The following is a 14918-nucleotide window of genomic DNA, read 5'->3' as shown; positions in this document are numbered from 1 at the left end:
AAATATGAATAATATGAAGTAGATGTCTAAATATCATTAAAAGATACAAAGGAGGAATTTTGAAAAGTGACAAATTATAGAGGGATAGATATAAGCAATTGGCAAGGAAGTATAACATTTTCAGAAGTGAAAAATAGCGGAATACAAATAGTATATATACAAGCAACTGAAGGAAATTATTATACAGATCCTTATCTTCAAGAATTTTATGATGGAGCTAAAGATAATGGGTTATTAGTAGGATTTTATCATTTTTTCAGTCCATCAATATCAGCAATAGTACAAGCAAGGTACTTTGCTGATGCAATAAGTGGTTTAACTTCTGAGTGTAAATTAGTTTTAGATTTAGAAGAATCTGGGGGATATGAAGTAGGAACGTTATCTAGTATAGCAGTAGAATTTTTAGAGGAAGTTAAAAAGATTACTGGCTTAGATGTTGCTATATATACCTATGCAAGCTTTGCAAACAATAATATTACCACTGGATTTGGATTAGAGAATTATCCATTATGGATAGCTGAATATGGTAGTAGTGAGCCGGAAGAAAATTCTATATGGGGTAATGCATATGTAGGATGGCAATATTCTGATACAGGAAATATATCTGGAATAAATACTAATGTTGATTTAGATATATTTAAGGAAGGAATTTTATTAAGTGATGATACAACAGTGCCTGGAAATAAAAAACAAGAATCTACTCAAAGTGGAGTTAAGTATTATGTAGTTCAAGCTGGAGATACTTTAAGTAGTATTGCAGCTAGATTTGATACAACAGTAGCTAGTTTAGTTTCAATAAATAGTATAGCTAATCCTAATTTGATTTATGTAGGAGAAACATTAAAAATATATACAGATAAAACAGTATCAACTAGAACTAACTCATTTAGTAAGACTTATATAGTAGTTTCAGGTGATACTTTAAGTTCAATTGCATTAAGATTTGGAACAACAGTAAATGAATTAGTTCAGCTAAATAATATTACAAATCCAAATTTAATTTATCCAGGAGAAGTATTAAAAATACCAACAAATGTTTCTGTTAAAAGTGGAGCAACATCCAACCAACATTCATCAACTTATGTTGTACAATCAGGAGATACTTTAAGTGGAATAGCGAGTAAATTCGGAATAACTGTTCAGTATTTAGCAAGAATAAATGGTATAAGTAATCCAAATCTAATTTACCCAGGAGAAGTTTTAAAGATAGAATCTTCAGGTGTATCTAAGCAGGAACAAAGTGAAAGTTTAATATATACAGTTAAAGCTGGAGATACACTAAGTGGGATTGCGAAAAAGTATGGAACAACAGTTAGTAATTTGGTTAGTTTAAATAATATAAGTAATCCAAATATGATTTATGTAGGAGAAAAGTTAATAATAAGTAAAGATAAATCTAAAAATTTCACAGGATTAGTAGTTGTAAAAACAGGAGATACAATAAGTGGAATAGCAGCTAGATATAATACTACTGTAGATAATATAGTGAATTTAAATGATTTACAAAATTCAAATTTAATTTATCCGGGAGAAACATTAAAAGTTTAGATTTTATTATGACAGATAATAAATTAATAAACTTAATTTAGATAAAATTAAATTTAATAAAAAAATAGAATGGGAATGGTGAATAAAGTATATTTACCATTCTTTAGATTTAATAAATAAAATAGTAATTAAACTTCAAATTATTATAATATTTTAGTATTTACAATACTATAGATATTATGTAGAGAAATATATTTTGGAGGATAAGTATATGGAAGAGTTTAATTTGTTAGAAAAATTTGAATGTCATAAAAAGAAGATAATAGAAAATATTGATGCGGCAAAAGATATGGAACTAAATAAGATAACAGCAATTCTTGTTATTGATGATGATAGTGAAGAAGTACAAAGAAAGCTAATAAACTGGTTAATTATTGAAGGATATAAAGTTTCACTAAGAAGAGAAGAATATAATATTTTATCAATAGAATGGTAAGAGAAAATTAATTTTATACTGAATAATTTTTGTAAAAAGTGGAAATTATTATTCATAAGGAGTGATGGAAATATGAATAATAATTTTCAAAATGATAAATTTAAAAAAGATAAGTTGAAAAAAATATATTTTGGAGTTGGAGTAATAGTTTTATTAGGAATGTGCTTCAGCTTAAGCTATTTAATTACAGATTGGATAACAAAACCTAAATATGAGAATGCTCTTGAAGAAAAGACAGTTTATAATTCTACAGAGGTATTAGAAGATAATACAACTATAGCTTTAATGATTGGAGATAGTATTGATAAAGAGCAAAGTTTAAAAGATTTTAAAGAAGAAAATAATATTCAGGTTGATGTAAATCAACAATTCTTAATAGATTTTCTTGATGATTCAGGATATAAGCTTGAAGCATTAAGTGATGATAGAATTGTATTTAGTAAAGAAAATAGTGATAATACTCTTATAGGCGGTAAATATTACTTAGGTGAAAAAGATGGATATTTTGCTATTTATAAAACAGATGAGAATGGAAAAGCTTTTATAGAATCAGAAAGTGATGTTTTTAGAGATTATAAAAAGGTAAATACTATACCAATAGCTGCGGAAGAAGAAATAAAGTCATTTAAGCACTATTATGATTCAAAGGAAGAAGCATTAGAAAGATTAGCTGGTTATATGAATTAGAATTTATATATTTGAATTAAATTTGTAAAGTATATAAAATTAGTGGGAAAATAGCCATAAACATAGGTAGAATAAGAAAAATTAAAAAAGGGGACAATAGTATTAGAAACGATGGAGAGGAGGTCACAATATGAGCATCATTCCAGAATTTCAATATTTATTGGTTATGCCTGATGGTCATGTAAAGGGATTTAATGATTTAGATACTACTAAAGCATATATAAATATGTATTATATGCAGAAAGTTAGAAATTCAACTATAATAACTGAAGTAAATGACTTAACAGATAGTAGTGAGCAGTTTATTAACACCGTATGTCAGAATTTAGGCGTTATAGAAGGAGAATGTAGAGTATATAATACAAATGATATTATAGAAAAGCTTCAAGAAGATATAGTATTTGATGAAGAAAAGGAAGAAGTAATATCTAAATTATTAAGTAAAGATATTAATTTAAACATTTATGATTTTGCAATCGATAATATATTCAATGATGTTGAAGCTATTGATATAATGGAACCTTATGGTGAGTTTTGGAGTTAAAGTAAAATAATTTTTAAAAGGCTATCACAAATGTGATAGCCTTACTTTATTATTGAAAAAAACATTGTAAAATGTTAAAGTAGAAATGTTATGTTTATTACTTCAAGATGAAGATAAGGGGGGAATTGTATGTATGAATATATTAAAGGGAAGTATATTGGTATAAATAAAGATTATGTAATTGTTGAAAATAATGGTATTGGATATAAAATATTTACTTCTGGAGCTACTATGGCTGAATTGCCAAAAGTATCGGAAGAAGTTATGTTATACTTAGAGCAGATAGTAAGGGAAGATTTTATTGGTATATATGGATTCTCCACAAGAGAAGAATTAGAGATGTTTAAGTTATTACTATCAATAAATGGTGTTGGAGCAAAAGCGGCTTTATCTTTATTATCAATAAGTAGAATAAATAATTTAAGATATGCTATATTAATGGGTGATGAAAAACATTTATGTAGGGCACCAGGAATTGGCAAAAAGACAGCAGGAAGAATAATTTTAGAACTTAAAGATAAAATCAAAACTGATGATGTGGTTGAAGGTGTTGATATTCAAGAAGGATTTAAAGATATTGCTCCAAGTAATGCAAATGTTGTAGGTGAAGCTTTAGGGGCATTATTAGCTTTAGGATATTCAGAAAAAGAAGCTGAGACAGCTCTTAAGAAAGTTGATAAAACACAGTCTGTTGAAAATATAATCAAGGAATCATTAAGAGTATTAATGGGATAGAGGTGAAATAATGGAGAGAATTATTACACCAGCAGAAATGCTAGAGGACGGAAATGGAGAGTTAAGTTTAAGACCTCAAAAGATAAATGAGTATATTGGTCAAGATAAAGTTAAGGAAAGATTAAATATATTTGTAAAAGCAGCTAAAACTAGAGGAGAAGCTTTAGATCATGTTCTTTTATATGGACCTCCAGGACTAGGTAAAACAACCTTAGCAAATATTATAGCTAAAGAGATGGGTGGAGATTTAAAGATAACTTCAGGACCTGCTATAGAGAGAGCTGGAGATTTGGCGGCTATTTTAACAACATTAAAAGACAATGATGTTTTATTTATAGATGAGATACATAGATTAAATAGAAATGTAGAAGAAATTCTTTATCCTGCAATGGAGGATTACGCTCTAGATATTGTTATAGGAAAAGGTGCTGCAGCTAAGTCGATAAGATTAGACTTGCCACAGTTTACATTAATAGGAGCAACTACAAGAATAGGAATGCTTAGTTCACCATTGAGAGACAGATTTGGTGTGTTATGTGATATGCAGTATTATACTGATGAGCAATTAAAAGAGATAATAGTTAGATCTGCTTTTGTATTGGGCTGTGATATTACAGAAGAAGGGGCATTTGAGATTGCCAGAAGGTCTAGAGGAACACCTAGAATAGCAAATAGATTATTAAAAAGAGTAAGGGATTATGCTCAGGTATATTCGGATTCTTTAATTAGTTATAAAGAAGCAAAAGAAGCATTAGAACTTTTAGAAGTAGACTCTAAAGGGTTTGATAGGGTAGATAATAAAATATTGGAAGCTATCATTGATAATTTTAATGGTGGACCTGTAGGAATAGAGACATTATCTTACTTTATAGGAGAAGAACTTGGAACCGTTGAAGATGTTTATGAGCCATATCTTCTTCAAAAAGGTTTTATAGTAAGAACAGCTAGAGGTAGAGTTGCAACAGATGCAGCTTATGCTCATTTAGGAAGGACAAAAAAGAAGAAAAAGCACACAAATCAAAAGAGCTTTTTTGATAGTGAGGAGTAAAAAATGAAAACAAGTGATTTTAATTTTGATTTACCAGAGGAACTTATTGCTCAGCATCCATTAGAGAAGAGAGATTATTCAAGATTAATGGTGCTAGATAAAAAAACTGGAGAGATAGAGCATAGACATTTTTATGATATATTAGAATATCTAAAAGAGGGAGATACTTTAGTTTTAAATAATACTAGAGTTATGCCAGCAAGACTTTTTGGTCAAAAAGAAGAAACAGGAGCTAAAATTGAATTCTTATTACTTAAGAGAATTGAAGGAGATAAGTGGGAATGTTTAGCTAAGCCTGGAAAAAAAGCTAAGATTGGAGCTACTTTTACTTTTGGTGAAGGTAAGTTAAAATGTAAAGTAGTAGATATAGTAGAAGAAGGAAATAGAATTATTGAGTTTTCTTACGATGGTATTTTTGAACAAGTTTTAGATGAACTAGGAGAAATGCCACTTCCACCATATATAACTGAAAGGTTAGATGACAGAGAGAGATATCAAACAGTATACTCTAAGGAGAAAGGATCTGCAGCAGCTCCTACTGCTGGATTACACTTTACTGAAGAGTTATTAGAAAAAGTTCGTGAAAAAGGAGTTAACATAGCATATTTAACTTTACACGTTGGACTTGGAACTTTTAGACCAGTTAAAGTTGATGATGTAAATGAGCATGTAATGCATTCAGAGTACTATTGTCTTTCAGAAGAAGATGCTGATATCATAAATAATACTAAGAAAAATGGTGGGAGAGTAATATCTGTTGGTACTACATCAACAAGAACTCTTGAAACTATTGGAGATGAAAATGGATATGTGTCTGCAAAAAGTGGATGGACTAATATATTTATATATCCAGGATATAAGTTTAAAGTTGTAGATAACTTAATAACAAATTTCCACCTTCCAGAGTCAACGCTAATAATGTTAGTTTCAGCTCTTGCAGGTAAGGAACATGTTATGAATGCTTATAATGAAGCTGTTAAAGAAAAATATAGATTCTTCTCATTTGGAGATTCAATGTTTATAAAGTAATACAAAAACTAAGGAAGTGAAATTTTGAGTAAAAAAAGATATACGTTACTAAAAAAAGACGGAAATGCTAGAAGAGGAAGATTTGAAACTCCTCATGGAACAATTGAGACACCAGTATTTATGAATGTTGGAACTTTAGCTGCAATAAAAGGTGCAGTATCATCTATGGACTTAAAAGAAATAGGATGCCAAGTTGAACTTTCTAATACATATCATCTTCATTTAAGACCAACAGATAAGGTTGTTGCTAAAATGGGGGGACTACATGAATTTATGAATTGGGACAGACCAATACTTACAGATTCAGGTGGATTCCAAGTATTCTCACTTGCTGGAATGAGAAAAATTAAAGAAGAAGGAGTTTACTTTAATTCTCATATAGATGGTAAGAAAATATTTATGGGACCAGAAGAATCAATGCAGATTCAAAGTAACCTTGCATCAACTATAGCAATGGCTTTTGATGAATGTATACCAAATCCATCAACAAGAGAATATGTTGAAAAATCAGTAGCTAGAACTAACAGATGGCTTGATAGATGTATAGCAGAGATGAATAGACTAAATTCTCTTCCAGAAACAATAAATAAAGAACAGATGTTATTTGGAATAAACCAAGGTGGATGCTATGAGGATATTAGAATCGAACATGCGAAACATCTTGCATCTCTAGATATGGATGGTTATGCTATTGGTGGTTTAGCAGTTGGAGAAACTCATGAAGAGATGTATAGAGTAATTGAAGCTGTTGTACCTCACTTACCAGAAGATAAGCCAATATATTTAATGGGAGTTGGTACACCTGAAAATATAATTGAAGCTGTAGATAGAGGTGTTGATTTCTTTGACTGTGTATTACCAGCTAGAAATGGTAGACATGGGCATGTATTTACTGGAGAGGGAAAGATAAATCTATTTAATGCTAAGTTTGAGCTTGATAATAGACCAATTGATGAAGGGTGCCAATGCCCAGCTTGTAAGCACTATACAAGGGCTTATATAAGACATTTATTTAAAGCTAAAGAAATGTTAGCTATGAGACTTTGTGTACTTCATAATCTTTATTTCTACAATAAATTAATGGAAGATATAAGAGCGGCTATTGATGCAGGAAATTATAAAGAGTTTAAAGAACAAAAACTTAGAGAGTGGAATATAAAGAAATAAAATATAAATAAAGTATTAACTTTACCTAATATTTCTTTAATAATTGACAGATTATTATGTAAATAGTATAGTTTTCATTGAGACTATCTTTAAAATTAATATAGAGAAGGGAATGAATATAATGGGCAATGTAGGTGGAATGTTAGCTACTTTCTTACCATTAGTAATAATGTTCGGTCTTATGTACTTATTACTAATATTACCAGAGAAGAAAAGAACTAAAAAATATAATGCTATGTTATCAGAATTAAAAGTTAATGATGAAATAATAACTAGAGGTGGACTTGTTGGAAAGATTATAACTCTTGAAGATGAGTATATGGTAATACAATCAGGTCCAGATAGAACTAGATTTAAAATGCTTAAAACTTCAGTTTCTCAAAAAATAAATAAGAGCGAAGAATAGTAGAATAATACCTCCTTATGTATCATAAAAATGATACTAAGGAGGTGTTTTTTATGGAAATAAAAAGTTATTTTAACAATGTACTAAAAGGTGTAGTTGGTGCTTTTGCAGTAACTGTATTACTTACAGCTATTTTTTCTTTGCTTATATCTTTTGTAGAATTTAGTCCAGCTGTTTTTAGTGGAGTATTTGTAGTTATTACTTCATTAGGATTAATATTTGGAACAATAGTTGCAGCTAAGTTGCAAGGAGAGAAAGGTTGGCTAGTTGGATTAGCGGTAGGGGTATTATTTTACATAGCTTTATACGCAACAGGAGTTTTATTTGGCGCCGAACCAACACTAGGAGTATATGATTTTATTAAATTTGGTTTAAGTGTTCTTGTTGGGACTTTATCAGGAATGCTTGGAATTAACTTAGGAAAAGAATAGTTAATAATATAAGGAAAGATTTCACCTAAATATGGTGAAATCTTTTTATTTAATTAGGAAAAGCACTAATAAATAATATTTTTATACAATTAGATATACTTATAATGTATAATGAAGAATAGAAAATTAATTTAAGGAGAAAATTATGGATACTAATATATTAGGAATTATAATATCTTTTATATTTGTCTTAAGTATTATAGGGATATCTACTATATTAACTAAAAAGAGAATAATATCTGGTGAGGCAAGTAGAAAGTTTATACATATAGGTGTATGTAATTGGTGGATAATAGCTATGATTTATTTTGATAATAGGTATTATGCAGCTATTGTTCCAGCTTTATTTGTAGTTATAAATTACATATCTTATAAATATAAAGTTATTGAAGCAATGGAAAGAGATGGAGGAAAAAAAGATTTAGGAACTGTTTATTATGCCATCTCTTTATTAATACTAGCTTTACTTACTCTTGGTGACAGTGGTAAAGGATATATTGGTGCATTAGGTATACTAACTATGGGATATGGAGATGGATTCGCAGCGGTTGTAGGTACTTTTAAAGGAACTAAATATATTCCTATAGGTAGAAATTTAAAATCTAAAGAAGGAACACTTACTATGTTGGTAGCTACTTTTGCGGTAATAACTTTAATATTAGGTGTTTGTACAGATATATCAATCACAGGAGTTATTTTATATGCAGTGGTATTATCTGTAGTAGCTACATTGCTTGAGCTATTCACACCACATGGGTTAGATAACTTATCCGTACCTCTAGGGATTTCACTTATTTACTACATAATTTCTATTTTTATGGGGTGATATAAGTTGGAAATAATTATTGGATTAATAAGTTCTACTATAATTGCTTTAGTAGCATATAAGAAGAAATCTTTAAATAAAAGTGGAATGATAGCAGCTATAATATTGGGAACCGCTATATTTAGTTTAGGTGGAAGTATTCCATTTACTCTTATGTTAGTATTTTTCATTTCATCATCTATTATTTCAAAGATAGGTAAGAATAAGAAAAAAGGTTTAGACAAGATACATGAAAAAAGTGATGCAAGAGATTTTGTACAAGTTATTGCAAATGGAGGAGTAGCTGTAATATGCTTATTTCTATTTCAGAAAACTAAAGATATTAGATTCTTTATAGCTTCAGCAGTATCTTTTGCTGCAGCAAACTCAGATACATGGGCTAGTGAAATTGGAGTGTTATCAAAAGGTAAAACTATATCGATAATTACAGGTAAAAAAATAGAAAAAGGAGTATCAGGTGGTATAAGCTTATTAGGTACAGTATCTGCTTTTCTAGGAGCGACAGTAATAGGAATAGCATATACAACTATTTATATATTACTTGTAGGATATGATAAAAAGAGTTTAATAATATTATTTATAATAATAATATTAGGATTTTTAGGTTCTATAGTGGACTCTATATTAGGAATAACAATTCAAGGACAGTATATTGATGATATTGAAGGAAATATTACTGAAAAGAAATTTAATGGTAGGAAAGAGAATCGTTTAATATCAGGATTTAGATTTATCAACAATGATGTAGTTAATATTTTAAGCAACTTTATAGTTACAACCTTATCTATATTAATTTTATAATTAATAGCATTTATATAAAAAAGCATAAATAAAACATGGACTACTTAATAATGTACTCCATGTTTTATTTATTTTAAATAGAATTTTATTATGTTGTATTAAAAAGCAAATTATACTTTTTCCTTTTTTAATATATCGATAATTTCGAAAAGTCTTATCTCTAGTTTATTTATATCAGTTTCTAACCAGCCTTGATCTATAGCAGGAGCTTTACTTTTTTTATCAATAGTTCTTTGTAAATCATCTAGAATTCTAACATACTCTAAAGTTAAATCATAACAATTCATAATTAATTACTCCTTTATTTAATCTATATTTATATATAGTATTAAAGAGTGAAAAAAATGCTACAAATTTTAAAGAATATAGAAGAAATATGAAAACAAAAGATGTAAACGGTTATAATTTGTAGTTTAGAAGATTATCACTAAAAGTAAAGATAAGCATTGCAAAAATACTTGTCTACATTTATATTAGTAAATATAAAAACTTTACAAGGAGAAAAAAATGAAGAAGAAATCAGTTACTAGTTTATTAATATTAGCATTATTAATTCAGCTAGTTTTAAACATGGCACATCCTGTAACTCCAGTACTTATAAGAAGTTTAGGACTTCCTAGCATTATGTTTGGTATATTTTTTGCATCTATGTCTTTAGGAAATTTTTTCTTTTCTCCAATTTGGGGAGGGCTTTCTGATACTAAAGGAAGAGTAAAATTTCTTGTTTTAGGTTTGTTTGGATATGGAGTTAGTCAATTGGGATTTGGATTTGCAACTAATCCAATTCTTATAGTTATATTTAGAATACTTGGAGGAGCATTTGTTACTAGTTATTTGACGGTATCATTAGCTTATTTAACTGATATAACTACAAAAGATAACAGATTAAAAATTATGTCTTACTATGCAGCTGTAACAACTATAGGAGGATCGTTAGGATCTCTTTTAGGAGGGATACTAGGCAATACAAATTATAAAGTAACTTTTGTGTGGCAATTTATTTTAGCAGTAATATTAAGTTTAGCATTATATCTTGTATTAGAAGAAACTATTCAGAAAAAGAAAATTAAAGCAAATATTAAACTAAATACTTTTTCATTTAGTAAGTATAAAGACCTATTAAATAAAAACTTATTAGTTGTTATGATTCTTATTATGATGTTCTTTTTCTCATCAACAAGCTATAACTCATCAATAAACTATTATATTGAATCAATATTAAATTTACCACCTACTTTTAATGGTGTTTTCTTATCAATTGCTGGAATGGTTGGATTCTTAGCTAATATCATAATTACACCTATTATAGGTAAAAAGTTTACTAAAGAAGTTAGCTTTAAATACATAACATTGATTTTAGCATTAAGTATGATGCTAGTTGGTTTATCCAAAAACTTAGTAATATTCTTTGGTGCAATAATATTATTTGTAGCAGTTGCAAGTGTTTATGTACCAGTACAACAAAATATAGTTTCAACATTAGCAAAAGAAAATTACGGAACACTAATGGGATTACAAAATTCAGCTAAGGCTGTAGGCATGGTAATTGGGTCATTATTTGCAGGTGCAATTTTTGATTTTGGAGAAAAGCTTCCGTTTATAGCATCAGCAATAATGTTATTTATTGGATTTGTAATTCTTATGAAAGTAAAGATAGAAGTTGAATAAAAGTGCGAAGCACTTTGGTGAAAAGTTTGACTTCGTCAAAAGTGAAAAATCAGGTGAAGCTGGGGAGAAAAGATAACTGCCGTGACGGTGAAAGGATTGCCTATGGCAATTGGAGAAAGTGTGTATATGTTACTAATTTCCTTACTACGTTAGTAGCATTTTCACCTCCATGCAGTCTACTTTTCACCTGAGAGCCTTAGCCTGAACTTTATTTATTAAAGGTATTTCCATTATTAGCCATTAAAAATTTAGATAAAGCATCACTAAGCTTTTCTAAATCACTATAGTCAATATTTTCTAAGTTATCTTTATTAGTATGAACTACATCCATTATTGTAGAATCTCCTAAAACTAAAGAAGGCGCTCCGTATTGACGTATAACTATATGATCGCTAGTTCCATAACGAACACCATTTTTTGTGGCGTATAAAGAATCATCATAGATAACATTTTCTTTATCAAAGATTTCTTTCATAGCCTTATATAATTCTTCAGAGTTTGGATCATCGTTGCCCATTGATAATGTGTTACAATTCTTTTGAGCTACACAGTCAATATTAATATTATAGCTTTCTGAGTAAGTATTATAGTATTTATTAAAGAAGTTTTGGCTACCTAAAAGTCCAAGCTCTTCAGCATTAAATGCAACAAAAACTACGTCCATATCTAATGGGGTTTTATCAGTTAATTCTTTAACTTTGTGAGCAGTTTCAAGAAGGACAGCGATTCCTGAAGCATTGTCTATAGCACCATTTAGTGGATTATTATTAGCATCGTTAACATGATCAAGGTGAGCAGTAATATATACTGCTTTAGAACTATCAGTACCCTTAATAACTGCTGCAACGTTATTAGTATTCTCACTTAAGGAAATTACTCCATCTTTGTTAGAAATATAATAGTTATTATCGAAAGGAGAAATATTTAATTTTTTAAAGTAGTCTTTTATATATTCTTGAGCTCTTTCATTTTCTAAAGTTCCTACAACTCTTCCTAAATAAGCTTCAGAACATAAATCATTCATTATTTTTTCAACGTGCCCGTCAGTATCTATTTTGTATTGGAAGTTACTCCAATCACTAGTTTGTTCTAATAATGTATCAGAAGTTGCATCAGGCCTTGTGTTTGCTGCTTTATCACCACAAGAAATCAGTGAAAAAATCAATAATATTGATAGTAGTCTATTTAGAGTTTTCATAATACACCTCTCATTTATAAAAATTGGTAATTAATTTATTTTAACATATTAAAAAGTTCTAATAAAAGTATTATTGGTAATTAGAAGAAATTAATACATAAATATCTTAATTGATTTAATAGATATGTTAATATAAAATTAAATTGAAATTTCTAGTATAGGTATTAAAAGGAGAAAAATGAATATTTATTTAGTTAGACATGGTACTACGAAGAGTAATGAAGAGAAAAGATATTATGGAGCTTATGATAGTGAATTATCGATAAGAGGAATGGAAGAAGCTAAGATTTTAAGAGAAAAACTTAAGGAAATTAAATTTGATAGAATTTATGTTAGTTCAAAAAAGAGAAGTAGTGAAACTGCAAAGATTATATTTGGAGCAGATGTTAAATATGAAGTAGATGCAAGATTAGATGAAAGAAACTTTGGAATATTTGAGAATAAGACATATGATGAAATCTGTAAAGAGTATAGTGAAGAAGTTAGAGCATGGGAAGAAGATTGGAAAAATTATAAAATTCCTATGGGAGAAAGTGCGATGGAAAGCTACTTAAGAGCCGAGGATGTTTTAAAAGATATTGAAAGTAAAAAGTTTGAAAATATTCTTTTAATAACTCATGGGGGATTTATAAGAAATTCTTATTGTTACATACTTAATGGGTTAGATAATTTTTGGAAATTTTCATCAAAAAATGGGGATATATCAATTGTTAAATATGAATATGGACATTGGTACATAGATTCTATAACTCATATATGAAGGGAGAAAAAATGAGCAAAATAATTTTAGTAACAGGGGGAAGTAGGAGTGGCAAAAGTTCCTATGGAGAAAGCCTTTTAAAAGAAAAAGATGATGTTGCTTATATAGCAACATCAATAATTTATGATGAAGAGATGAAGGAACGAGTTAAAAGACATAAAGAAAGTAGAAATAGGCTATGGAGCACAATTGAAGACTACAGAGAACTGTATAATAGGGTAGCTGATATAAAAGAAAAATATATAATGTTAGAATGTATTGGAACTATGATAACAAATTTAATTTTTGATAAATATACGAATGTAGATAATTTAAGCAAAGATGAGATTAATGTTTTAGAGAAAGAAATTGTTAATGAGGTATTGAAGCTTTTAGAGCAAATAAGAAGAAAAGATAAAGATGCAGTAATAATTACTAATGAAGTTGGGTTTTCATTAGTATCTGAATATAAGTTAGGTAGAATTTTTACAGATATTTTAGGAAGGGTTAATCAGATCTTAGCTAAAGAAAGCGATGAAGTATATTTAGTAGCATGTGGTTTGCCAATGAGGTTAAAGTAATATGAAAAGATATTTTGAGAATTTTTTACTTATGCTTCAAGTACTAACTAGAATTCCTATAAATAAGTCTTTGCCTTGTGAAAACACAGACTTTAAAAGAGGTGCAAACTTTTTTGCTATAGTTGGATTAGTTATAGGATTAATTCAATTTATAGTATATTCATTTTTAATAAAGTTTTTCAATTTAGATATAGCAGTAATATTTGTAATAATTATAGATATTCTTATCACTGGTGGGTTTCATATAGATGGATTCGGTGATACCTGTGATGGATTCTTTGCAACTAAAGGAAAAGATAAGATTATAGATATAATGAAAGATAGCAGAATTGGTACTTTTGCTTGTATTGGAATAATAATAAATATATTAATTAAATTTATAGGATATACAACTATATTAAATAATATAACAAGTTATATAATAATATTATTACCTATGATAAGTAGAGTAAGTATAGTATTAATAAGTTATATAGGAAAAGCTGCTAAAGAAATTGGAAGTGGAAATTTATTTATAAATACTGTGACTTTTAAAGAAGTTATAATTAATTATTTATTATTTATATTAATAGCTATTTTTATGTTGGATATAAAAAGATTATTAATTATAGTCATTATATCAAGTATTACAACGATACTATTTAATAAGTATTGTAATAGTAAAATAAATGGAATAACAGGAGATTCTTTAGGTGCAAATAATGAATTGGTAATGTTAATTTTATTAATTGTTTTAAGTTGTAATTTTTAATTTTAAATAAAAGTATTGCTAATTTATAATATCTACAATATAATGAGTGAGGAAAATTATATAGAAATTTAGGTGCCTTCGTAAAAGAAGGGTAAAAGGGAATGTAGTAAAAGCTACAACAGCCCCCGCTACTGTGATTGAGGACAAACTTTCAAACATACCACTCTAAGATTTAGGGGAAGGTGAAAGTGAGGATGATTCATAAGTCAGGAAACCTGCCTAGATGGATTCTAAGAGCTTTCGGAGGGAGAGACTACTAGGGAGAAAATTCGTTTATATTATGCTAATAAAAATATTGGCATTTTTATGTGATGAATAGAGGG

At 28.5% G+C, this 14918-nt stretch carries 18 protein-coding genes and 1 riboswitch; of the genes, 16 read left to right on the top strand and 2 right to left on the bottom strand.

What is annotated here, in order from left to right; all coding sequences use genetic code 11:
• The first annotated feature begins 66 nt into the window (after positions 1 to 66).
• From LQE93_RS01320 to LQE93_RS01265, 12 genes are all read left to right on the top strand, one after another.
• Entirely contained in the window at positions 67 to 1548 is a 1482-nt protein-coding gene (locus LQE93_RS01320) for a LysM peptidoglycan-binding domain-containing protein (protein ID WP_231071676.1), read from the top strand.
• Between the two features lie 211 nt (positions 1549 to 1759).
• The gene (locus tag LQE93_RS01315) at positions 1760 to 1984 is read left to right on the top strand and encodes a hypothetical protein (protein WP_055264849.1); all 225 of its coding nucleotides are present in this window, start codon (positions 1760 to 1762) and stop codon (positions 1982 to 1984) included.
• Positions 1985 to 2056: 72 nt separating this feature from the next.
• Positions 2057 to 2671, top strand: a complete 615-nt coding sequence (locus LQE93_RS01310) for a hypothetical protein (RefSeq protein ID WP_055264851.1) — start codon at positions 2057 to 2059, stop codon at positions 2669 to 2671.
• A 130-nt stretch (positions 2672 to 2801) separates the two neighbouring features.
• On the top strand, positions 2802 to 3215 hold the full coding sequence (locus LQE93_RS01305; RefSeq protein WP_055264853.1) for a hypothetical protein: 414 nt from the start codon (positions 2802 to 2804) through the stop codon (positions 3213 to 3215).
• 129 nt (positions 3216 to 3344) lie between these two features.
• On the top strand, positions 3345 to 3950 hold the full coding sequence (ruvA, locus tag LQE93_RS01300) for a Holliday junction branch migration protein RuvA (RefSeq protein ID WP_055264855.1): 606 nt from the start codon (positions 3345 to 3347) through the stop codon (positions 3948 to 3950).
• A gap of 10 nt (positions 3951 to 3960) precedes the next feature.
• Positions 3961 to 4998, top strand: a complete 1038-nt coding sequence (ruvB, locus tag LQE93_RS01295) for a Holliday junction branch migration DNA helicase RuvB (protein ID WP_055264857.1) — start codon at positions 3961 to 3963, stop codon at positions 4996 to 4998.
• Positions 4999 to 5001: 3 nt separating this feature from the next.
• Positions 5002 to 6027 carry a tRNA preQ1(34) S-adenosylmethionine ribosyltransferase-isomerase QueA gene (queA, locus tag LQE93_RS01290; protein ID WP_055264859.1) on the top strand — a complete coding sequence of 342 codons (1026 nt, stop codon included), beginning with the start codon at positions 5002 to 5004 and terminating at the stop codon, positions 6025 to 6027.
• A gap of 24 nt (positions 6028 to 6051) precedes the next feature.
• Entirely contained in the window at positions 6052 to 7194 is a 1143-nt protein-coding gene (gene tgt / locus LQE93_RS01285) for a tRNA guanosine(34) transglycosylase Tgt (protein WP_055264861.1), read from the top strand.
• Positions 7195 to 7315: 121 nt separating this feature from the next.
• A complete protein-coding gene (gene yajC, locus LQE93_RS01280; RefSeq protein WP_055264863.1) occupies positions 7316 to 7600 on the top strand; it encodes a preprotein translocase subunit YajC in 285 nt (94 codons plus the stop codon).
• A 53-nt stretch (positions 7601 to 7653) separates the two neighbouring features.
• Positions 7654 to 8031: a TIGR04086 family membrane protein gene (locus LQE93_RS01275; protein WP_055264865.1), complete on the top strand. Its 378-nt coding sequence runs from the start codon at positions 7654 to 7656 to the stop codon at positions 8029 to 8031.
• 145 nt (positions 8032 to 8176) lie between these two features.
• Positions 8177 to 8857, top strand: a complete 681-nt coding sequence (locus LQE93_RS01270; RefSeq protein WP_055264867.1) for a diacylglycerol/polyprenol kinase family protein — start codon at positions 8177 to 8179, stop codon at positions 8855 to 8857.
• Positions 8858 to 8863: 6 nt separating this feature from the next.
• Positions 8864 to 9658, top strand: coding sequence for a DUF92 domain-containing protein (locus LQE93_RS01265; RefSeq protein ID WP_055264869.1), 795 nt, complete (start codon positions 8864 to 8866; stop codon positions 9656 to 9658).
• A 110-nt stretch (positions 9659 to 9768) separates the two neighbouring features.
• On the opposite strand, the gene LQE93_RS01260 is transcribed toward LQE93_RS01265, so the two are convergent.
• A complete protein-coding gene (locus LQE93_RS01260) occupies positions 9769 to 9945 on the bottom strand; it encodes a hypothetical protein (protein ID WP_156334258.1) in 177 nt (58 codons plus the stop codon).
• 220 nt (positions 9946 to 10165) lie between these two features.
• Here LQE93_RS01260 and LQE93_RS01255 point away from each other — a divergent pair, with 220 nt between their 5' ends.
• Positions 10166 to 11326 carry an MFS transporter gene (locus LQE93_RS01255; RefSeq protein WP_055264871.1) on the top strand — a complete coding sequence of 387 codons (1161 nt, stop codon included), beginning with the start codon at positions 10166 to 10168 and terminating at the stop codon, positions 11324 to 11326.
• Positions 11327 to 11534: 208 nt separating this feature from the next.
• On the opposite strand, the gene LQE93_RS01250 is transcribed toward LQE93_RS01255, so the two are convergent.
• Complete coding sequence (locus LQE93_RS01250) at positions 11535 to 12524, bottom strand: M28 family metallopeptidase (protein WP_231071674.1); 990 nt, start codon at positions 12522 to 12524, stop codon at positions 11535 to 11537.
• Positions 12525 to 12702: 178 nt separating this feature from the next.
• Here LQE93_RS01250 and LQE93_RS01245 point away from each other — a divergent pair, with 178 nt between their 5' ends.
• The 3 genes from LQE93_RS01245 to cobS are packed head-to-tail and all read left to right on the top strand — an operon-like array spanning position 12703 to position 14595.
• The gene (locus LQE93_RS01245) at positions 12703 to 13284 is read left to right on the top strand and encodes a histidine phosphatase family protein (RefSeq protein ID WP_055264875.1); all 582 of its coding nucleotides are present in this window, start codon (positions 12703 to 12705) and stop codon (positions 13282 to 13284) included.
• Positions 13285 to 13295: 11 nt separating this feature from the next.
• Entirely contained in the window at positions 13296 to 13844 is a 549-nt protein-coding gene (gene cobU / locus LQE93_RS01240; protein ID WP_055264877.1) for a bifunctional adenosylcobinamide kinase/adenosylcobinamide-phosphate guanylyltransferase, read from the top strand.
• A 1-nt stretch (position 13845) separates the two neighbouring features.
• Positions 13846 to 14595: an adenosylcobinamide-GDP ribazoletransferase gene (gene cobS / locus LQE93_RS01235; RefSeq protein ID WP_231071672.1), complete on the top strand. Its 750-nt coding sequence runs from the start codon at positions 13846 to 13848 to the stop codon at positions 14593 to 14595.
• Positions 14596 to 14648: 53 nt separating this feature from the next.
• Positions 14649 to 14832, top strand: a riboswitch (cobalamin riboswitch).
• The last annotated feature ends 86 nt before the right edge of the window (positions 14833 to 14918 follow it).

It is taken from the genome of Clostridium sp. NSJ-145, assembly GCF_021044725.1.
GTDB lineage: Bacteria > Bacillota > Clostridia > Clostridiales > Clostridiaceae > Clostridium > Clostridium disporicum_B.
This window is presented reverse-complemented; position numbering and strand designations above follow the sequence as displayed.